This is a genomic window from Schaalia sp. ZJ405, from assembly GCF_011038885.2.
Classification (GTDB): Bacteria; Actinomycetota; Actinomycetes; order Actinomycetales; family Actinomycetaceae; genus Pauljensenia.
In genome coordinates, this window is the sequence record NZ_CP064952.1 from 2234109 (window position 1) to 2256278 (window position 22170).

Consider the following 22170-nt stretch of genomic DNA (forward strand, 5'->3'; position numbering starts at 1 on the left):
CGCCGCCTCGTGGGATCGTCAAGAATCCGACTCTGCGAGGCGGCGTTTAACGATCCCCGAAAACCCGGCGTTCCGCCGCCTCCCAGGTTTCATATTCAGTCGGCCTCGGCTCGTAGCGCACGAGGTCGGTGGAGTTAACAACCACGCGACGCAAGGCGTCAAGTCCACCGCTGATGGCTCCCACGGCGCGTAGCTGAACAACCATATTGCCCACGGCGGTTCCCTCAACGGGACCCGCTATCACGCGGCGACCTGTGGCATCAGCCGTCGACTGACACAGGAGCACATTCTTTGATCCACCACCCACAATGTGAATCACGTCGAGCGACCGTCCCGACAGGGATTCGGCCTCGCGCAGAGCCCGGCGATACGCAACAACAAGAGATTCCGTAATCGACCGGAGAACCTGCGCGCGCGTCTGAGGCACTGGCTCCCCGTGTTCTTCACACCACCGACTGATACGGCCACACATGTCACCCGGAGTCAAGAACGAGGAGTCGTTGATATCAAAGAGGGTACGCATCGGGTCCGACGCTTCGGTTTCCGCATCAAGAACGGGCCACGACATCTGAGCCATTCCCTGCGAACGCCACTGGCGCAGACATTCTTGCTGCACCCACATCCCCATGATGTTCTTCAGGTAGCGAACGGTCCCATCGACGCCCAGCTCATTCGTGAAATTTGCCGAACGCGATGCCTGTGAGAGAACCGGCTCATCCAGTTCCATACCCACAAGCGACCACGTGCCCGAGGAAATGAAACCAAACGTGGGCTGCGCTGGCGCGGAGTGATCAGCCGAAGCCGCTGGGGAACCGGGATCTGAGAGCTTCACTGTGAGATCAGCAGCTGAGTCGTCCTCGACTGCGGGAACCGCAACGACCGCGGACGCCGTGTCGTGGGAACCCACCGCAACAAGCGGCGTGGGGTTCCCCTCCCGGGTGCGCAGGTCAATGTCCTCAACGCGGACCGGCCCGATGATTGTTCCAGGTTCAACGAGCTCAGGAAGAAGAGAGGCCGTATCAACGCCGAAGTTCGAGCGAAGAACATCACCAACACCGGTGGACCACGTGCGTGTTCTCGGATCCACCATCCCGGTGGTCGACGCATTCGTCACCTCGCAGACGTGACGATTCGTTAGCCAATATCCCAATAAATCGGGGATCATCAGCATCCGTGTGCCCCGCGACGAACGCCCCTGGTCCCTATCGGCAATGAGCTGGAACATCGTGTTGAAAGGTTGAAATTGCAACCCGTTGAGTCGATATAACTCATCCGCATCCATCGACTCGAATACGCGATTCACGGCGTTAGCTGTGCGTTTAGACCGATAGGACGCAGGGTTACCCACGAGACGACCCTCATCGTCCACGAGCCCGTAGTCAACCGCCCAGGAGTCGATCCCGATCGCGTCAACCGGTCCGCGTCGCGCCGCCTCAGTCAGGCCCTCGCGAATTCCTCGCCACAAAGCAAGAATGTCCCATTCGTAATCGCCCACCCCATTTACGGGGACGAGGACGGGGCCGTTGTGGAAACGCGAGCATTCTTCAACGACGAGGCATCCGTCCGTGAAAACTCCACGGAGCACACGCCCAGATGAGGCTCCCAGATCAATGGCAACAACGGTAAATGACACGGGGTTTCCTCCGGTAAAAGTACGTGCGGTCAGTCAAGGCCCCGACCCGGGGTGGTCGGCAATTGATGCCGGCCACCCCGGGTCCGTCCTCGTTAATGAACCCCACGAAAGAACGGGAACGATGATGCTGAGGCGAAACCCGGGAAAGGACAACGCTTCCCCGGGCGAGGGCGGACTCAGGCGCCCCAGCCGGCCTGCTGACCACCCACGCGCTCAGCTTCGATCTTCGCCAGGTAGCCGGAGCGAGCAAATGCCGCCAAAGGATCGGGGTCGAGGCCCTTGTCTTCGCGAAGCTCACGAAGGAGCGGACGCACGTCGGTGGAGAAAGCATCCATGAGAACCTGGTTCGCCCCAATGACGTCGTGGTCTTCCTGCGCTTTCTTCAGGGCATCGCGATCCACGAGAAGGGCTTTCGCTGTGGCCTCTTGGACGTTGAGCGCGGAGAGAATCTCACCGGGGATCTTCGCTTCAAGGTTGTGGCACTGGTCAAGCATGAAGTTGACACCCGAGTTCTTGTCCAGAGCACCAAAGCCAACGATCTCATGCATGATGCGGAACAGTTGGAACGGGTCGGCAGCGCCAACAATGAGGTCGTCGTCGGCGTAGAAACGGGAGTTGAAGTCGAAAGCTCCCAGGCGACCGGCGCGCAGCAGTTGAACAACGATGAATTCAATGTTCGTACCCGGTGCGTGGTGACCGGTGTCGAGGCAGACAACCGCGCGCTCACCCAGGGCGAGGACGTGGCTGAGGGCCGTCCCCCAGTCGGGAACATCGGTGTGATAGAAAGCCGGCTCGAAGAACTTGTATTCGAGGAGGAGCTTGTGGTCATCGTCAAGCTCGGCATAGATTGTGTGCAGGGAATCCGCCAGGCGTTCCTGACGAGCGGCAATGGAATCCTGACCCGGGTAGTTCGTGCCATCTCCCAGCCAGATCTTCACAACTTTCGATCCGGTTGCGCGCATGACATCGATGCAGTGCAGGTGAGCGTCGATAGCTTTGCGGCGCTTAACCTCATCAGAGTTCGTCAGTGACCCGAACTTGTAGTCGTCATCCTGGAAGACATTGGAGTTGACGGTACCAACCTCCACGCCCAGGCCCTCGGCGTGTGCCTTGAGTTCCTCAAAGGAATCGACCTCGTCCCAGGGGATGTGGATCGATACGCGCGGGGTCATTCCGGTGAACTGGTGGACCTGCGCGGCGTCCTCGAATTTCTCGAAGGCGTTGCGCGGGGTGCCCGGGGTGGCGTAGACCTTGAAGCGGGTCCCGGAGTTACCGAACGCCCACGAGGGTAGCTCAATGGTTTGTTCGCTGAGCAGACGACGCTGCTCGGCGGTGAGGTCGTTGAGGGTGACCATAGTGTTCTCCTAGTTTTTACAGGTGTGAAAAGTGTGGCGACTGCGAGGCGGCGGCGCTGGGCGCGTCACTCAAGGTAGAAGTACTGAGGAAGGATCTGAGCGTGGCCACCTCCACCCGGCTGGAAGTATTGGGCCATCGCTGCCTGCCATCGAGTGTTGACCTCGGTTCGTGCCATAGCTTCCTGGGCAGCATGGACATCATCGGACTCGAAGTACCCCACAACCATTCCCGTGTCTTCCTCAAGGAAAAGGGAGTAGTTGCGCCAGCCACTTGCCGACAGTGCCTCGCGCATCTCCTCCCATACGCGCTGGTGGACATCCGCGTACTCGGCAAGTTTTTCCGGGCGAACGCGCAACAGGAAGCACTGACGGGTCGGTGAGGCTTGCTCGGTGCCGTCAAGGGTTTCACGCAAGCTCGGGGTTTGGGTCATCATTCCTCCTTCGTCATTGAATGGGAACGGCGTACATATCACTATAGAATGAATCGTTTCACAGATCAAGTGATCCATTCCACGAGATGAGTTGCGGTGGCCGAAGAAACGCCCTCGACCACCGCAACTGAGAGACTTTCACCAATCGAACGAGTTCACGACCACAGCAGTGCTTCGCGCTCTAACGGCAGTGCTGCACGCTGCACCAGATGCCTGTGAACCCATCCGAATGGCTTAGAAGTCGTAGTTGTTGATGTTGTCTTTGTTGAAGCGAACCGGATCGCCAACAACGACGATGCCGCCCTCTTCGACGGTACGTTCGCCCAGTTCACCGGCAGTGAATGTGTCACCCACAGCACCCGTGATTGCACCAGACTGCAACGCAGCACCCGCGTACGCGGCCACGTATCCCAGCTGAGCCGGATCCCACAGGGCGAACTCCTTGACGGTGCCATCCTCAACAAAGGAACGCATCTCGTTGGGCAGACCCAGACCCGTCAGCATGACCTTGCCCTTGTATTCAGAGGTCGACAGGTAGCGTGCGGTCGCGGCAATGCCGACCGTCGTCGGAGAGACGATGGCATCGAGGTCGGGGTTGGACTGAAGCAGACCCTGGGCCTCCTGGAAGGACTTCGTGTCATCGTCGTCGCCGTACACCTTGGCAACGATCGTGATGTCCTTGTACTTGTCGTTGGAAGCAATTTCTTCTTCCATGTACTTGATCCACGTGTTCTGGTTCGTCGCATTCGCCGTGGCCGAAAGAATCGCGACGTTCCCCTTACCGCCGATCTGTTCCGACACCATTTCCAGCATCGTCAGGGCAACCTGCTTGGACTCCACCTGGTTGATGAAGACATCGCGGCACTCCTTGGCGGCATCAGAGTCAAAGGTGACGACCTTCGCCCCAGCATCACGCGCCTCCTTGAGTGCGGGGCACACGGCATCGGGGTCGTTAGCTGCGATGGCAATAACATTTGTTCCGGCCTGAACTTCGGCGTTAATGAAAGACACCTGCGACGAGGAGGACGCTTCAAGGGGGCCAACGGTCTGGTGATCCGAGAATCCCAACTCTTTGGCAGCTTTCGTTCCGCCACTGAGCGTCACGTCAGAGAACGGATTGTTCAACTGCTTGGGAATGAAAGTGATCGTCGCGTCGGAAACGTCGTAGGAACCATCGGATGAGGCTGCCGGAGCCTTTGAGTCTCCAGAATCCGATCCTGGAGCTGACTGATCGCCGCCCGAACACGCGGTGAGCGACATGGAGGCCATGAGGAACATGGCACCGAATGCAGCTGCGAGGCTGCGTCGTGACTGAGACATCTTTGTCTTCCTTTCAGGCGCGTGCCGCGCCAACTGTGGGGTTTTGTGTCGGTTTCACGGGGGTTGACTGGCGTTTTGACCGCCATTCTTTCCAGGCGGTGGCCACCGACGGAGCCACTACCGACGCAATGAGGAGCAGACCGGTAATCATCACGAGGACGACCTCCGGGATGCGGTTGAGACGGAGCGCGTAGTTGAGGACACCAACGGTGAAGACACCGCAGACGCTGCCCCAGATCGACCCCTTTCCACCGAAGACCGAAACGCCACCGAAAACAACGGCTGCGATGACGGTGAGTTCGAGTCCTTCAACGTTGTCCGACTTCGCTGCGGAGTAGCGCAGCGTATAGAAGATGCCGGCAACGGCTGCCATGAATCCGGACAGCACCAGGGCGATCATCCGTGAACGCCGCGTGTCGATGCCAACGAATCGGGCAGCTTCCTTGGAGTGTCCAAGCGCAATGAGTCCACGTCCGAATGGAGTCTTATGCAGGAGGATCCAGAAGATCACAATGAAGAGGATCAGCGGAATGGACACGTAGGGAATACCTGTTTTACCAAAGGATCCGGTGGCGAAAGCTGTTGCCCATTCGGGGAATGCGGAGATCGACGTGTCACCGATGACCACCAGGGCTAGCCCTCGATAAAGCGCGAGTGTACCGATCGTCACCGCCAGCGCGGGGATGCCGACGTACGCGGTGAGGAATCCGTTGAACGCGCCGCAGATAATGCCGATGATCAGGCAGATGACAACGACTCCCCCGAAAGGCATTCCCCCGTGAATGAGCATGCCCATTGAGGCGGATACGAGGCCGGCTGTTGACGCGACCGACAGGTCGATATCGGCGTTGATCATCACCAGGGTCATGGGCAGCGCCATCAGCAGGGTTGTGGTCACGTCCAGGGTGAGGTACGTCAGGGTTCGGGGTTGGCCGAATCGGGGAACGAGGACGAGCGCGGCAATGACGATTGCCACGAGGATCAGCGTCATCTTCGTATCACGAGATGCCCACACGCGTTTGAGGAATTTATTGCGTTTCTTCCGTGCTGCCGTTGTATCGGGGGTGCTCATTTGCCTGCCCCTCCCTTCTTACGTAGCGCATCCTGGCGACGGATCGTCGAGACGCGGTCAACGAGGATGGCGACGATGATGAGGACGCCAACAACCGCTCGCTGCCAGAATTTGTCCACTCCGATCGCTGTCAAAGCGGATGTGATGGTGTTGAGCAGGAGAGCGCCAATAGCCGCGCCGTATGCGGTTCCCACGCCGCCGGTAATGGCCACACCACCGACCACGCAGGCCGCAACGATGTCGAGTTCCATTCCCGTTCCGGTGGTTGCCCCAACTGAGTTGAAGCGCGAGGCGTAGAGGACACCGCCGAGCCCAACTAACGCACCGTTTGCAACGAAGGCCGCGAATACTCGCTTGCCCACGGGGATTCCGTAGACGGCGGCGGCCGCGCGGTCAGAGCCGATGGCGTAGAGGTCGCGTCCCGAACGGGCGTACTTTTGATAGAGGGACACGAGGACGACGACGACAATCGCGAGGATTGTCAGAACCGGGAAGCCAAGCACTGTGGCAACACCCATGTCACCGAAGGATTTGGGGCGGTCACCGGCGAAGTACTGCGTGGAACCGGCCCACCAGTTCAACGCCCCTCGGAAAACGTAGAGCGTGCCGAGCGTGATGACCATCGCGGGCACTTTCGCCTTGGTCACCAGCAGACCGTTGATCGCTCCCAGGAGCGCCCCGAGAAGAGTCCCGGCGATAAAGACAACGATGATCGGGATATTTGGGACGTTCACGAAAAGGATTCCCGTGAAGAATGCGGAGAATCCCAGGATCGAGCCGACGGAGAGATCAACGCCCTCGGAGGAAATAATCAAGGATTGTCCGGCGGCCATGAGCATGGCGATCGTTGCGTTGAGGAAGAGGTCTTTGATGCCTTGCGCAGTGAGGAACCTCGGGTTCAATGCCCATGTGATGAGGACGAGGGCGATGAGCGCAACAAAGACCGGCATTTCTCGGATCGAGAAAATCTGTCTGAACAGGTTCGGACGAGATGTCGAGGGACGCACATTATTCGCAGCGGAAGTGGAAGCGGTTGTCATCGTGATGCCGCCTTTGCGTGATCGGTTGCCGCAGTCATGACGTTCTCCGAATTTGCTTCTTCGCGGGAGAATTCACCGGTGATGACGCCTTCACACATGACGAGGACCCTGTCGGACATTCCGAGAACCTCGGGGAGTTCGGAGGAAATCATGATGATGGCAACCCCGGACTGGGCAAGGGTGGACAGGAGGCGATGGACCTCGGACTTTGTGCCGACGTCAATGCCTCGGGTTGGTTCGTCAACAATGAGGATCCGAGGATGCGTGGCCAGCCACTTCGCTAAAACGACTTTCTGCTGGTTTCCCCCTGACAGCGCGGAGACGGGGTCGTGCTGGCTCGCGGTTTTCACCTCAAGTTTCTTCGACCATTCGATGGCTTCACGAGCTTCGCGGCTGGAGTTAATCAGGCCCCATTTCGCTAGCCGGTCCCGGAGGGTCAGTGCTGTATTTCTCAGCACTGAGACGTCCATGACGAGTCCCTGTTTGCGTCGGTCCTCGGGAACGAATCCCAGGCCAGCTTTGATTGCTCCCGTCGTGTCACCCAGGCGCAAGGGTTTACCGAAGACTTCGACGCGTCCAGCGTCAACTGAGTCGATGCCCATGATTGCGCGGACAACTTCGGATCGGCCAGCCCCAACGAGCCCGGCAAGGCCAACGATCTCACCGGAACGCACCTCGAATGAGACATCTCGGAAAACACCGGTACGTGTCAGTCCCTCAACTTTGAGAACGGTGTTGCCGATGTCTGCTTCAAGTTTGGGGAAGAGCTGATCGATACTCCGACCAACCATGTCGCGCACGAGTTCTGGCTCATTGGTTTCGCTGATCATGCGGGTCGACACGTAGCTTCCGTCGCGCATGATGGTGACTCGATCGCACAGCTGAAAGATTTCTTCCATGCGATGAGAGATGAACATCAAAGCGGCACCGCGGTCACGAAGCGCAGTTGCGATCTGGAAGAGACGCTCGACCTCGTGCCCTGAGAGCGCGGCTGTTGGTTCATCCATGATGAGGACTTTGGCGTCCAAGGAAATTGCTTTCGCAATTTCTAGGATCTGCTGATCAGCGATGGACAGTCCTTCGGCGGGATGAGACGGGTCGATGTCAACTTCAAGGCGATCGAACAGCTCTTGCGCATCCTTGCGCATCTTCGCGTGGTCGATCATGCCGAACTTATTCGTTGGCTGGCGTCCGATGTAGATGTTCTCAGCAACGGTCAGGTCTGGGAAAAGCGTGGGTTCCTGATAGATCACGGAGATGCCAGCGGCTTTCGATTCCGTTGGGCTGCGGAAAGTCACGGGTTTTCCGTCGACGAGGAATTCACCGGAGTTCGGCTGGTGAATACCCGCAAGCACCTTGACGAGGGTGGACTTGCCAGCTCCGTTTTCTCCGGCGAGAGCATGGATTTCTCCCGGATACAGCTCAATACACCCGTCTCCCATCGCAACGAAGTTTCCAAATTTCTTCACTGCGTGTTGGAGCGAGACGATCGGCTGAATATGATCGCGTCTCACACGACCACCTCCACATTGAGGGTGAAACGATTCAGTGGACTGAGTGTGGCATGTTTGCGCACATACTGTCAACAACATCACCGTGGCGTCACACTGTTGTTATCCGAAGATTCATTGAACAATTGAAACGTTTTTACGACAGAAACACCGCCGACGTTCTTTCCGTATCGCACAGCCTCACTGTCAGCTCGCCCAGCCCAATCGCCTGGCCCCGCTGTCAGCGTTCACACCCTGGCGCGCCCCTCCTTCAGCGGTATTTCACGCTCAGTGCAGCGTTCACATGCAAGAATGAAGCAGCTTATGTTTCGCATCTCAAGGGATAGACATGGTTTCTGCTCGTCGTGCCTCTTCACGTAGCTCATCCGCAAAGGCACCCAGCGTCAAAGATGTTGCTCTCACGGCCGGGGTAAGCGTCGGAACGGTATCCAACGTCATCAACGGACGCGGAACTGTAGGCCAAGATGTTCGCCAGAGAGTCAATGACGCGATACGCACGCTCGGCTACGTCCCAAATCCAACAGCCCAAGCACTGCGGCGCGGAGTTTCCCCGCTGGTGGGCGTCGCCGTTTTCGACTTGACCAATCCGTTCTTCATGGAAGCAGCCGCCGGAATGGAACGCCGCCTTCACGAAGCCGGATGCGTCATGTCTCTGGCATCAACCCATGCTGACCCTCAATCGGAGGCAACACTGCTGCGGGCGCTCGCTGGCCAGGCAGTCCGGGGAATCCTCCTGACCCCGGCAGATTCCGATCTTGAAGTCGCCCATGAACTCGTTCGCCGCGGACTCCCCGTGGTTCTCTTCGACTCTCCCGACACCCCAGCTGACATGTCAGCAATCTCCATTGATGACCGTGCCGGAGCAACCCTCGCGATCGAACACCTCCTCGGCCTCGGCCACCGTCGCATCGTGTTCCTCAACGGGCCATCGAATGTACGCCAAGCACGGCAACGTCTCCTCGGCGTCGAGGATGCCGTTCATCACTGGACCAAGCGCCTCAACGGCAGCGGTGAAGAAAGTGTGTCACTTGAGGTGCTTGAGGCCGAGGACTTCACCGCACGGGCCAGCCGCGCCTGCATGTACGACCTCCTTGAAAAGCACACGATCCCGCTTATTGATCCAAACTCCCCGTCCGCACAAACGGAGACATCATCGCGACAAGACCCGCTCCCCGCGGACTTTCCTACCGCGATTTTCTGCGCAAACGATCTTCTCGCATTCGGAGCAATTTCCGTTCTCAAGGAAGCGCATATCCGCATCCCCGCTGATGTATCGATTGTCGGATTCGATGACATCGCCCTCGCCGCACAGCTGTCCGTTCCACTGACAACCGTGCGTCAACCGATGGAAGAACTCGGAGAGGAAGCCGCCGATCTGCTCCTGCGAGCGGCCACCGACAGGGAATCCCCCGTTGTTCATCGGAAATTCTTTCCACACCTCGTTGTCCGCAAGTCAACAGCTCCTCCCACACGCCGGTAATTCACACCACCCCCATTGCCTGCGCGTGTTTTCTCTAACATGCACTGACATGAGCGGGTGAAAATAAGGCAGAATGGGCGCCGTGCGTTCCCCGTCAACACTTAGCCAGGCCACACAACACGGCGCTGCGGACAGCAAGGACAGCAATGACTCCCCCTCGTTGCTTCTGACCGTTGTGTCCTCGCTGGGAGAATTCGGGTCACGCAGCGTTGCGCGTCTCCTTGAAGACTGGGGCTTCCACGCTGGAATCGTGGGATTTGGCGGCTACGGGTCCACGCGACAAGCACGTGTTCTTGGACGCGTCGTTATGGAACGCGAACACGACCAGCGCTCCTGGCTCAGCCAAAGGCGCGGATGGCGTCAATTCTTTGACGCTCAGGTCCCACGCCAACCCGTCTTGGTGACAATCGGGGATCGCCGGTCTATTACCTTTGCCGATCGCGGAGGCTACATCGATCTCACGCTCTCAGGTCACGGGCTGAGCGCCGGCTGGCACACCGCGTGGATTCAGGTGCTCCACCCCGGCGATGTCAACGCCCTGGGTTTACGTGAAGGCGACACCGTGGTTCCCCGGTTCACCTACACGGGTCGCACCTCGTCCTCGTCAATGACGAAACCCAGACGCACGTCACGTGTGCGCGCAGGAAAACCCGTTCCCGTGACCATCCGAATCATCGGCGACAGGGAACGGCTCGGCATTATTTCGGACATCGACGACACCGTCATGGTGACGATGCTGCCGCGTCTCCTGGTTGCTGCGCGCCACTCCTTTGTTGATCGCGTGTCTTCACGCGAAGCCGTCCCAGGGATGGCGAAGCTGCTGACAACGATGGCGAATGCCGGTGCTGTACTGCTGCGCAGCGAAGATCAACAGGATGAACGTCGGCATCTTAAAGGGCCGGCGCTGTCACGTGAGCCGTCGTCGAATCTTCCGCAGGCCGCTTTACGCGCCGACATTCTCGCCGGAGCAATGGAGAGCCTTGAAACAATGGGAACGGTTCCGCCCCCCGGAGTTCCCGAAGGTACCCACATTCCCGTGATCTACCTGTCAACGGGCGCGTGGAATGTTGTGCCCACACTGCGGGATTTCCTCGCCCGATGCGACTACCCGCTCGGCGGCTATCTGATGACAGATTTTGGCCCGTCAAACACCGGGTGGTTCCGGTCAGGGCGCGAGCATAAGCGTCGGGAGTTGCGTCGCCTCGCGCGGGCTCTACCGGATGTCAAGTGGCTGCTGGTCGGAGATGACGGTCAGCGTGACCCTGAGATTTACGCCGAGTTCGCTCGCGAATATCCCGATCATGTTGCCGGAATTGCGATTCGTTCACTCTCGCAAATTGAGCAATTCATGTCGCACGGATCTTTCGAGTCGATGGTTCCCGATGCTCTGTGGTCTGTTCCCAGGGAAATTCCCGTGTGGTACGGATCCGACGGCGATGTACTTCTTGAGGAGATCCGCGCGGGCGGTCTCAATGAACGTTTCTTCCGTCACCACATCACGGGGAACGAGGACGAGCGCGGGGACGAGGACGAGCGCGCGCCTCGGGGCTAGCAGACTACTTCTTCTTTGACGAACCCGACTGAGCACCCAATTGGGCTCCAGATTGTGCTCCCGATTGTTCGGCAAGATCAGCTAGCTGGTCAGGATCCAGGTTCAGGCACGACTGCGGGGCAACGAGCGGAGACTTTGATTCGACGATTTTCTGCGTCTCCTCGGCGCTCAAAGGACCGGTGTAGAACGTCCCCAACACGACCGTGACGGTCTTGTCGGTGGCAGCGGTCAACGACACCTTGGATTTGGGGAAGAAACGGGCAACGGTGTACGCCTCGTTGATGGCCCGGGGACCGGCGTCGATCTCAACAACTCCGGGGTATCCCACATTCGAGTTACCCGGCTCCATCGGCTTGAATCCCGCTGCGGTGAGCATCGTCGTTGCCTCACCGGCAATTCCTTGACGATCCGTGGCATTGAGAACTTGAACGTTGATCGATGCGGGATCAACCGGGCGCGCGCCCTCAGCCGGACAGGGCATGTCACCCGGTTGGGCGAACTTGACGGCACGCGAGAACTCATTGCCGAAAGGAATGGGGATGATTCCCACGAAGACAAGCACCGACAGCAACGCAGCAACAAGCATGACCGCAGACGAGATCGCGAACGCAAGGTTCTGCTTCATGCGTCGCTGCTCAAGAAATCGTTGACGCGGGGTCATCGGAGGATTGGGAGAACTCACGCAACCAACCTAGCGGAACACGGGGCCTATGCGCATCTGATTTCGGCGTGAACTTCCCCCTCGGGTCTTCCTTGGCGGATGTTCCTGAGCATCCTGCCCCATGTGCGACTAGCGTGGGTGTCAGCGTTCCAGACGGAGCGTTCGTGAAACGTTGACCGCGAAAGGGCCTGTGATGGAGTTCCTGACCGACGAACTTTTGGACAGAATCCACTCCCGTGCCGCCACACATGACAGCACGAATACTTTCCCCAGCGACGACCTCGACGATCTGCGTGCAGCCGGCTATCTTTCAGCCTTTGTTCCTGAGCAGTACGGTGGCGCTGGCTTGACTTTGCCGGAGATTGCCGCGGAACAAACTCGCCTGGCGAAAGCCGCACCCGCAACGGCTCTGGGGATCAACATGCATCAGATCATCGTTGGTCTCGGCAGACACCTGGTGCGCCACGGCAATCCTCGCGGTGAAATCATTCTTCGGGAGGCCACCAAGGGTGAGCTTTTCGGCTTCGCCATTTCGGAACCGGGCAACGACCTCGTGCTTTTCGGTTCAATCACGCAGGCAACACCTGACGCAGACGGCGGCTATTCGTTCACGGGAACGAAGATCTTTACGTCATTGGCACCCGCATGGACGCGGATCCTGACATTTGGCCGCGACGACTCTGACCCCGATGCACCTCAATCTGTGTTCGCGATCCTTAACCGCGAGGACGGTGGCTTCACCATTAAGGATGATTGGGACACCCTTGGGATGCGTGCCACGCAGTCAAATTCGACGATCCTTGAAGGAGCGCATGCCCCCGAATCGCGGATTCTCACGCGCACCGATCCGGGGCCGTCGAAGGATCCCGTTGTTTTCGGTATTTTCTCTAACTTCGAGATCCTCCTCGGTGCCACGTATCAGGGAATCGGCGAACGCGCCGTCGAAGTTGCCGCTGAGCATGTGAAGACTCGCCGGTCCGTGAAGAATCAGACGACCTACGCCAACGACCCGGATATTCGGTGGCGTATTGCCGAGGCCGCGCTCGCGATGAACGCTGTTGGCCCTCAGATTCGGGAATTGGCCAATGACATTGAGCACGGCGTTGACCGCGGCCCCCTGTGGATGCCGCAGCTTTCTGCCGCGAAGAATGCCTCAGCCGAAGCCACTCTACGCGCCGTGGAGCAGGCAATTCGCGCATGCGGCGGATCCTCGTATTACAACTCTCATGAGTTGTCTCGTCTCTACCGCGATGCTCTGGCGGGCCTTTTCCAACCGTCGGACCAGGAATCCCTGCACGGGGCGTGGGCAAACGTCATTCTCGGTCCCATCGAGAAGTAGGCGTTTGTTGCCTGCTTAGTCACCCGGACGGAACACGAACGAGTCGAAACCTAAGGATTCGATGTCGTTTGCGAGCGCTCGGACCTGATCGTCCCATCCTGCGCCCTGCGCTCTAAATCCCTTAGGGGTTCCCTCTTGGCGTGCCTGTTGGAGAGCGAAGACCCGTGCCCCCGCGTCGCGGACGCGACGCGCCACGTCCAGCCCGTCAGCTGGTCCGTCAGGGTACACGGTCAAGCGCACCTCGTGGTCAACCTCGGGATGAGACAGGAGGATGTCCAATGATTCCCAGGCCCGGGTACCCGAGGCGTCGCCGGGAATACCGGACACCTGGGAATAGTTCGCGGGCGTTGCCTTAATGTCGATCCCCACCCAGTCAACAAGCCCTTCGTCAAGGAGAGCGCTCAGGCGCGACGGGTAGGCACCGGCGGTGTGGAGACCCACGGCATAGTCAAGTTCACGCAGCCGACGCATCGCGGATGCCACAGCGATCTGGCGCGTGGCCTCACCGCCGGAAAAAACCACACCGTCAAGGAGTCCGCGTCGCCGAGACAGGAGATCTTCAACCGCTGACCACGCAACAACTCCGGGAATCCGCGGGTCAATGATTGCGCTGTTATGACAGTACGGGCATGACCACGGGCATCCTTGAAGGAACACCGACGCAACAAATTTCCCCGGCCAGTCAACGGTTGACAGCGCCACGAGCCCCGCGATCTGAAGATCATCCGGGGAATCATGTCGCCCACTGAAATCCCGGGGGGACGAGGCCGAGCTCGTCCTCGTCCCCTGAGATTCCGATACCGACGCAACCCCCGTGTCTAAGCGGGGCACGTCCATCTCGGGAAGTGACTCACTCACGACCGGGCCTGACGCTCCTCGACGGAGGCGAATGCAGACACCAGCTCGCCGTGGCGCTCAGCAGCCGACTCGGTGAACATCTCACGTTCGGCGTACTCGCCTTTCTTGCCGATATTGAAGGACTGAACGGGACGGAAATAGCCCATCACCCGGGTCCACACTTCGCAGGGCTGAGGCTCGCGGTCTGGGTGAGCCTGCGCGCACTTCTCACAGGTGAAATGCTCACCCGCAAGGTATCCGTGGACCGGGCACACCGAGAACGTCGGTGTGATCGTGATGTAGGGAACCTTGAAGGCCGTCAACGATCGGCGCACCATCGTCTTGCAGGCCTCACCTGAACTCAGACGTTCACCCATGTACAGGTGCAAGACCGTGCCACCGGTGTACTTGCCCTGGAGTACTTCCTGATCCTCTAGAGCTTGGAATGGATCATCGGTGTAGCCCACTGGGAGCTGCGAGGAATTCGTGTAGTACGGCTGCTCAGAGGTCCCGGCCTGAATGATGTTGGGGAAGCGCTTACGGTCTTCCTTGGCGAAGCGGTAGGTCGTGCCCTCAGCCGGAGTGGCTTCGAGGTTGTAGAGGTGGCCTGTTGATTCTTGAAGCTCCACCATGCGGTCACGCACGTGATCGAGCACGCGCACGCACATGTCGAAGCCACGAGGATCCGTCAGGTCATAGTCGCCGCCGGAGAAGTTGCGGACCATCTCGTTCATCCCGTTGACGCCGATCGTTGAAAAATGGTTGTCCAGCGATCCCAGGTAACGCTTCGAATAGGGGAAGAGGCCGTGGTCCATGTGGAACTGAATCGTCTCACGTTTGCTTTCCAGTGACTGTGAGGCCAGGTCGATGAGTTCGTCGAGGCGAGCGATCAGTGCATCCTCGTTCCCCGCAAAGAGGTAGCCCAGGCGCGCCATGTTCATCGTGACAACTCCGATGGAACCGGTGAGTTCTGCCGACCCGAAGAGCCCGTTGCCACGCTTGAGCAGTTCACGCAGGTCCAGCTGGAGTCGGCAGCACATCGACCGGATCATGTGGGGATCCAAGTCTGAGTTAATGAAGTTCTGGAAATACGGCAGCCCATACTTCGCAGTCATCTCAAAGAGGAGGTCGGCGTTAGGGGTGTCCCAGTCGAAATCCGGCGTGATGTTGTAGGTCGGGATTGGGAAGGTGAAGACTCGTCCGTCAGCGTCACCCGCCATCATCACTTCGATGAATGCGCGGTTAATCAGGTCCATTTCTTCTTGAAGATCACCGTAGGTGAAGTCCACAACCTCGTCACCGATCATCGGGTATTCGTCACGGAGGTCATCGGGGCACGTCCAGTCGAAAGTCAGGTTCGTGAATGGGCACTGCGATCCCCAGCGGCTGGGGACGTTGAGGTTGTAGATCAGTTCCTGGAGGCTTTGGACGATCTCCTCGTAGCTCATGTTGTCGAGCCGCACGAAGGGCGCCATGTATGTGTCGAAGGAACTGAAGGCCTGCGCTCCTGCCCATTCGTTTTGCAGTGTGCCGAGGAAGTTGACGATCTGCCCGCATGCTGATGAGAAGTGTTTCGGTGGCGCGGACGCGATCGCACCCGTCACTCCGTTGAATCCTTCCTGGATGAGGCGTTTGAGTGACCATCCCGCGCAGTATCCTGCGAACATGTCGAGGTCGTGGATGTGGTAGTCGCCGTCGCGGTGTGCCTGGCCGATCTCCGGGGTGTAAATCCGCTCTAACCAGTAGTTCGCGATGATCTTCCCCGCCGAGTTGAGGATCAGTCCACCCAGGGAATATCCCTGGTTTGCATTCGCATTGACCCGCCAGTCCGACCTGTCGAGGTATTCATCGACCGTCGCGATAACATCAACGTCATAGCGTGGTGCAGGGTCTGCGAGAAGAGCGCGGTTGTCCATGATTCACCTTTTCGGCTTTGTTCGTTTCCACGTCACCCGTGATGTTTGCCGACATTCATTGACGAGGACGACGCTGCGGTCCTCGCACATGGCATTGTGTGAGGAGCGCACATTTCGGCGGTCAAGTCGGATGGGCACTCGGTGACAAATATTTTCCGTCGAAGCACTAGTTCTAGTGCCCTGAGCGGATGCTGACCACTATATCTAGTGGATGTTGTGATCTCGACGCACAAACACCGAGACACGCCAGAGGCAATTGACCGTTCCGCGCCCGCCAGTCTTTTTCGGGACCTTTGACCCAGTTGGGCTCTACGGGTCATCAACACGTTCTCACTGTTGACGCTTCGTCAATCTTCTCGTGTCTACCTGTGTTCACTCTGATGTTGCCCTTAGGCAACTCCATCCCTTGCGCATGGACGCTCACGTCGCAATGAATCTATTCGCTGTGACGTTTTTGGCGCAAATCAGCCAAAATCGAGGGTTTTTAGGCCACTCACGTCACAACGAAACTATTCATTGTGACGTTTTTGGCACAGATCAGCCAAAATCAAGGGTTTTCCGACCACAAACGTCACAACGAAACTATTCGCTGTCACGTTTTTGGCGTGACCACGTGTTTTCTCCAGGGCGAAGCTCGAACACAGAGGGGGTTGAAGTCCAAAGAGGCCATGACGAAGAAACACAAAGGTGGCCCCGGGAGATTTCTCTCCCGAGGCCACCTATCTGCTGAGAATCAGCTGCGTGATCTACTGATCATCAGTCGTTCTGCTTGCGTCGACGAGCCAGCAGAGCACCGAGACCGGCGAGACCACCTGCTGTGAGCAGGGCAGCACCCGCAGTTGCACCGGTGTGCGCGAGTTTGCGCTTCTTGGCAACTTCACGGTCCTTCGAGTTGGCAACGAGCGGATCGGTTCCGTTCTTGACCTCGTCACCGTCATTGATGCCATCGCCATCGGTATCGGGGTTGTTCGGGTTAGTCGGAGCGGGCTTGCCGTTCTTATCAACTCGGTTCACCTCGTCACCGTCGCTCAGACCGTCACCATCGGTGTCGGGGTTCTTCGGATCGGTGTTACCCGGCTTACCGTTCTTGTCGAACTTATCGTCCTTGAACGGATTCTTCGCCCCGCTGACCTCGTCACCGTCGTTGATGCCATCACCGTCGGTGTCGGCCTTCTTCGGATCGGTTCCGAGTTTCTTCTCTTCACCGTCGTTGAGACCATCACCGTCAGTGTCAGCCTTCTTTGGATCAGTGCCATCCTTCTTCTCGTCACCGTCGCTGACACCGTCACCATCGGTGTCGGCAGTGTTCGGATCGGTTGGAGCGGGCTTGCCGTTTTCGTCGACTCGGTTGACCTCATCACCGTCGTTCACGCCGTCACCATCGGTGTCGGGGTTCTTCGGATCAGTCGGCTTACCATCGAACTTGTTCCCATCACCGCTGACTTCATCACCGTCATTGATGCCGTCGCCGTCGGTGTCGACCTTCTTCGGGTCGGTTCCGAGCTTCTTCTCTTCACCGTCATTGAGACCATCACCGTCAGTGTCAGCCTTCTTCGGATCGGTACCATCCTTCTTCTCGTCACCATCGTTCACACCGTCACCATCGGTATCAGCCTTGGTGGGATCAGTACCGTCCTTCTTCTCGTCACTATCGCTGACGCCGTCACCATCGGTATCCTTCGAGTTCGGGTTGGTCTTGGGATCCTTTGCATCCGGATCATCAACCGTCTTACCCGTAGTCGGATCAACCTTGGTGTTGAGCTCTTCACCATCCTTCACACCGTCATTGTCGGTGTCGGGATTCTTCGGATCAGTGTTACCCGGCTTGCCGTCCTTATCGAACTTATCGTCCTTGAACGGATTCTTCGCCCCACTAACCTCATCACCATCGTTGACACCATCGTTATCGGTGTCAGGGTTCTTCGGATCAGTGCCGAGCTTCTTCTCTTCACCGTCATTGAGACCATCACCGTCAGTGTCAGCCTTCTTCGGATCGGTACCATCCTTCTTCTCGTCACCATCATTCACACCGTCACCATCGGTATCAGCCTTGGTGGGATCAGTGCCGTCCTTCTTCTCGTCACTATCGCTGACGCCGTCACCATCGGTATCCTTCGAGTTCGGGTTGGTCTTGGGATCCTTTGCATCCGGATCGTCAACCGTCTTACCCGTAGTCGGATCAACCTTGGTGTTGAGCTCTTCACCATCCTTCACACCGTCATTGTCGGTGTCGGCGTTCTTCGGATCAGTGTTACCCGGCTTGCCGTCCTTATCGAACTTATCGTCCTTGAACGGATTCTTCGCCCCACTAACCTCATCACCATCGTTCACGCCGTCACCATCGGTGTCAGGGTTCTTCGGGTCGGTTCCGAGCTTCTCTTCATCCTTGTCGGTCAGGCCATCACCATCAGTGTCAGTATCGTCCGAGTTCGGGTTGGTCTTGGGATCCTTTGCATCCGGATCGTCAACCGTCTTACCCGTAGTCGGATCAACCTTGGTGTTGAGCTCTTCGCCATCCTTCACACCGTCATTGTCGGTGTCGGCGTTCTTCGGATCAGTGTTACCAGGCTTGCCATTCTTGTCGAACTTATCGTCCTTGAACGGATTCTTCGCCCCACTAACCTCATCACCGTCATTGACACCATCGTTATCGGTGTCAGGGTTCTTAGGATCGGTTCCGAGCTTCTTCTCCTCACCATCATTCAGACCATCACCATCGGTGTCAGCCTTCTTCGGATCAGTGCCATCCTTGACCTCGTCACCATCGTTCACACCGTCACCATCGGTGTCAGGGTTCTTAGGATCGGTTCCGAGCTTCTCTTCATCCTTGTCGGTCAGGCCATCACCATCGGTATCCCTGGTGGAGTCCTTGACACGAATAACGAAGGTTTCGGTATCGGTGACCTCACCGTTATCTTCTCCAACCGTATCGGTCACAGTGACACTAACGGTGTACTCCTGGTCCTCATTTGTGGTCGGAGCACCCGAAATGACATTCGTCGCACTATCGAAGGTTACGCCAGCAGGCAGTCCTGCGACTGTCACTTTTCCGGTGACGTCAATCGGCGCGCCAGCCAGGTCGGAGGCAGTTACGGTGACCGGCTTGATCGGATCACCCGACCACACAGACTGATCGGAGATCGTCCCAACATTCAGAGCAGTACGCTCTCTGACGGTCACAGTAAAGGTCTCCGTATCGGTTGAACTATCCGGGTAGGTATGGTTCACAGTCACTGTGATTACGTCTCCCGGCGTTGCGCTCTCGGGAATCATCACGGTTACGGTGCCATTTTCATCAACAGTTGCGGTGGCACCTTTGTCTGCCGTAGCGGTCGATGTTGTTCCATTCGGGAGACCTGTTCCATTGTTGGGAACATCAACGCTCTCACCCGGTCGTCCGGAAACATTGTCATAGCTCGGGGTGACCCGGTCAGTGATCTGAGCTTTCCTCGTCACTTCAACTGGGACATTCACCTCGTCGGTGGAACCGTCCTTGTACGTCACCTTCACAGGGATCGAGTAGCTACCGACAGGCGCATTATCGTTCGGATGAACTGTAATCGAGCCATCTCTATTCACCGTGATTGTTCCGGGGAAGTCACCTTTCTGGCCACTGGGCAGCGTGATATCGCCGTTCTTCTCGAACCTGGTCCCTTCGGGGGTTGGGTTCTTTTCAACCTTGTCAGTGGTCTTGGGATCATCGAAGGTCGGAACCGGAATTGACACTGAGCCGCCCTGCGGAACGCTGGAGTTGGCAACGTACGTTGGGTCATTACCCCTCGTCTGCTTCGACAAAAGACGGACGAAAAGGTTCGGAGTCTTTCCGGTGATCGTGATCTTACCGTCATTAACAAGGTCACCGTTGGAGTCAACTCCGTACTCGGAATTTGCAGCTAGGCCATCAATTTTCACCGTGTACTCCCCCTTGGGGAAGAACACCGCGCCGAAGTTGCGGACGAGCGGCTTTTCCTCGGCACCAAGCCACGCATCCGCATCACCCGATTCGAAGCGCGTTCCCTTGGCCACCGTGACCGTTCTGTCGGGATCGAAAGGATCCGTGTAGGTCATCTCCTTGTTAGCAATCAAGGTGACAGTCACATCGCGCAAGGATTCAGGAAGCTCAATGGCCCCATCCTCATCGTCACCATTGGACTTGATAATCTCGCCATCAACGGTGATACCGTGCGTCAGATTCTGGTAGTCGGCGTCTTTCGCATCGTTATCAGTTTTGCCACCATTGGTGTCATCGGGATCGGTGGCATCAGGAATACGGTCACCATCCAAATCATTGAGCACAATGAAGGAGTCAGCAGCAATATCGTTGTTTCCCGCAACGAGAACGGCGGTAATCGCTGCTCCGTCTGGCACATTTTCGGGCACCGTGAAGGTGCAGGCATTGGCCTGGACAAGCGTTGTCAGACCCTGTCCATTGTTGTCACAGGTTGCAAGAACCTTGTCACCCTGCCTCCACTCAATTTTATTGAACAGGGGGGACAGAGTCTGTCCCTTGACGCTCAGACGAGCCGTATCACCATGACGGGCGGGGTTATGAGTCGTGTCATAATTCGTCACATCGAGAGAAACCAGCGTATCTGGAACGACGGCGAAGTTCAGGTCATTGATCGCATGACGCACAGGACGAACATACGGCCTTACCTCCGGAGTCCACGGCTCATTTGTCTTGATTCCACGGAATTCGGGAACAGTGTACGGTGAGTACGCATTGACGATTTTCCCTTTCGGATCCATCACATATGCGTAGAGCTTCCCGACGTCGAGTTTGCCCTCATCGAAGCGCAGCGTGTACCGACCATCCGCGTCCGTTTCGCCGTAAACGGTTTGCGAAATATATTCCGGATGGTCAAGCAAGAGACGCTTTACAGCTTCAGCCTTAGCGGGCTGCGGAAGGTCATCAATTTGGGCCCGATAAGCTTGGACACCCTCAGGGGTAAGGGAAGAAGCCACCACGGTATACCCCACAGCATTAGCTTCATCTGTTCCATAAATCTGTGTGTTGTCGTTACCTGACTCAAACCACACGCGTCCCGCGATGAAGTCGTTGAGCCGAGTAGTCGTATCCGCTTCAGTTTGGGAAAGGGGTTTACCGGTGTCGTGCTTCCACGTCTCACGTTTTCCGGTCATGTAGTCGCTGTCAGTCCGCACGGTCATAAATACCGCGGTCCTTTGCACGTTGACGCCTGCGAACAGGAACTGACCATTGTTCCTAGTCGTGAGCGAATTGGTGAAAACACCGGGGAAAATTCCGCCGGCCTGTCTAAACATCGAGAAGGTGTTTCCTTCACCTGTCTTGAAATCCTGGATCCACAAACGGTAGGACTGACCTACTACAGCTTTGTACTTGTGCAGCTTTCCAGTCGCATCCTTCCACCCAGCACGGAGGTCAAACGCATATCCACCTCCTGCACGAGCCTCGCCATAGACAGGAACCTTGCTTTGGACTTTTGCGGAATACACGGGCGAAACAGATCCGTCCTTATCCATCCACTGCATGTAGACAACAGTTCCATCCGGGACCGGCGTCAAGCCATTCAGGTTTGAATTTATCTGGCCAACATCAACGATGAATGCCCCGCCCGAGAGTGTGTTCGCGGCATTGGTCGCATCGACATTGCTTCGAATATAGCCGTTAGCGATAGCATCAGCTTCGATGACGCGAGCATTGTTTTCCTCAGGAGTTGGACGAGCTTCGGCAGTGTTAGCCGTGCGATCCGTTCCTGGCTGAGGATTATCTGCGGCAAATGCGTGCCCTGAGCTCACGCCCATGCCGGCAAGAAGAGTGAGCGCACTGAGCGCTGCCAGAGTCTTTCTCCTAGACCTCATAAGACCCCATTTCGATGGTTTCGACGTGAATGTTTCACGTACATTCCTCACTTGGACAAAACATCTGATCAAAGCGACACCTGGGCAACGAGATGAGTAACCGTTGCCAGCAATGGATTGTTCGCTAAGCGTCTGACCTTCGGCAGCATAGCAAGGATGGTTACCGGATGGAAGCAATTGAT

The 22170-nt window shown here is 57.5% G+C and carries 14 protein-coding genes; 3 read left to right on the plus strand and 11 right to left on the minus strand.

Annotated elements, in window-relative coordinates:
- Positions 1-46 precede the first annotated feature (46 nt).
- The 7 genes from G7Y41_RS09525 to G7Y41_RS09555 all read right to left on the minus strand — a co-directional run bounded on the left by G7Y41_RS09525 (position 47) and on the right by G7Y41_RS09555 (position 8365).
- Positions 47-1633: a rhamnulokinase gene (locus G7Y41_RS09525; protein ID WP_165316259.1), complete on the minus strand. Its 1587-nt coding sequence runs from the start codon at positions 1631-1633 to the stop codon at positions 47-49.
- Between the two features lie 176 nt (positions 1634-1809).
- Positions 1810-2988 (minus strand): L-rhamnose isomerase, encoded by a 1179-nt coding sequence (rhaI, locus tag G7Y41_RS09530; protein ID WP_165316260.1) that lies wholly within the window; start codon positions 2986-2988, stop codon positions 1810-1812.
- 65 nt (positions 2989-3053) lie between these two features.
- The gene (locus tag G7Y41_RS09535) at positions 3054-3419 is read right to left on the minus strand and encodes an L-rhamnose mutarotase (protein WP_165217777.1); all 366 of its coding nucleotides are present in this window, start codon (positions 3417-3419) and stop codon (positions 3054-3056) included.
- A 234-nt stretch (positions 3420-3653) separates the two neighbouring features.
- Positions 3654-4739, minus strand: coding sequence for a rhamnose ABC transporter substrate-binding protein (gene rhaS, locus G7Y41_RS09540; protein WP_165216799.1), 1086 nt, complete (start codon positions 4737-4739; stop codon positions 3654-3656).
- A gap of 13 nt (positions 4740-4752) precedes the next feature.
- Positions 4753-5811, minus strand: coding sequence for an ABC transporter permease (locus tag G7Y41_RS09545; protein WP_165316261.1), 1059 nt, complete (start codon positions 5809-5811; stop codon positions 4753-4755).
- Entirely contained in the window at positions 5808-6851 is a 1044-nt protein-coding gene (locus tag G7Y41_RS09550; RefSeq protein WP_165216803.1) for an ABC transporter permease, read from the minus strand. Before G7Y41_RS09550 ends, G7Y41_RS09545 begins: the two co-directional genes overlap by 4 nt.
- Positions 6848-8365, minus strand: a complete 1518-nt coding sequence (locus G7Y41_RS09555) for a sugar ABC transporter ATP-binding protein (protein ID WP_165216805.1) — start codon at positions 8363-8365, stop codon at positions 6848-6850. The genes G7Y41_RS09550 and G7Y41_RS09555 overlap by 4 nt, the downstream gene beginning before the upstream one ends.
- 325 nt (positions 8366-8690) lie before the next feature.
- On the opposite strand from G7Y41_RS09555, the gene G7Y41_RS09560 reads away from it, so the two are divergent.
- Positions 8691-9842 (plus strand): LacI family DNA-binding transcriptional regulator, encoded by a 1152-nt coding sequence (locus tag G7Y41_RS09560; protein ID WP_165316262.1) that lies wholly within the window; start codon positions 8691-8693, stop codon positions 9840-9842.
- Between the two features lie 82 nt (positions 9843-9924).
- Positions 9925-11394, plus strand: coding sequence for an App1 family protein phosphatidate phosphatase (locus G7Y41_RS09565; RefSeq protein ID WP_231367293.1), 1470 nt, complete (start codon positions 9925-9927; stop codon positions 11392-11394).
- 4 nt (positions 11395-11398) lie between these two features.
- On the opposite strand, the gene G7Y41_RS09570 is transcribed toward G7Y41_RS09565, so the two are convergent.
- Positions 11399-12076 carry a LytR C-terminal domain-containing protein gene (locus tag G7Y41_RS09570; protein WP_231367294.1) on the minus strand — a complete coding sequence of 226 codons (678 nt, stop codon included), beginning with the start codon at positions 12074-12076 and terminating at the stop codon, positions 11399-11401.
- Positions 12077-12248: 172 nt separating this feature from the next.
- Here G7Y41_RS09570 and G7Y41_RS09575 point away from each other — a divergent pair, with 172 nt between their 5' ends.
- Positions 12249-13394 carry an acyl-CoA dehydrogenase family protein gene (locus G7Y41_RS09575; RefSeq protein ID WP_165316264.1) on the plus strand — a complete coding sequence of 382 codons (1146 nt, stop codon included), beginning with the start codon at positions 12249-12251 and terminating at the stop codon, positions 13392-13394.
- Between the two features lie 15 nt (positions 13395-13409).
- On the opposite strand, the gene G7Y41_RS09580 is transcribed toward G7Y41_RS09575, so the two are convergent.
- The 3 genes from G7Y41_RS09580 to G7Y41_RS09590 all read right to left on the minus strand — a co-directional run bounded on the left by G7Y41_RS09580 (position 13410) and on the right by G7Y41_RS09590 (position 21988).
- Entirely contained in the window at positions 13410-14252 is an 843-nt protein-coding gene (locus tag G7Y41_RS09580) for an anaerobic ribonucleoside-triphosphate reductase activating protein (RefSeq protein ID WP_231367295.1), read from the minus strand.
- Positions 14249-16147 (minus strand): ribonucleoside triphosphate reductase, encoded by a 1899-nt coding sequence (locus G7Y41_RS09585; protein ID WP_165316265.1) that lies wholly within the window; start codon positions 16145-16147, stop codon positions 14249-14251. The genes G7Y41_RS09580 and G7Y41_RS09585 overlap by 4 nt, the downstream gene beginning before the upstream one ends.
- A 756-nt stretch (positions 16148-16903) precedes the next feature.
- Positions 16904-21988 (minus strand): Rib/alpha-like domain-containing protein, encoded by a 5085-nt coding sequence (locus G7Y41_RS09590; protein ID WP_165316266.1) that lies wholly within the window; start codon positions 21986-21988, stop codon positions 16904-16906.
- Between the last annotated feature and the right edge of the window lie 182 nt (positions 21989-22170).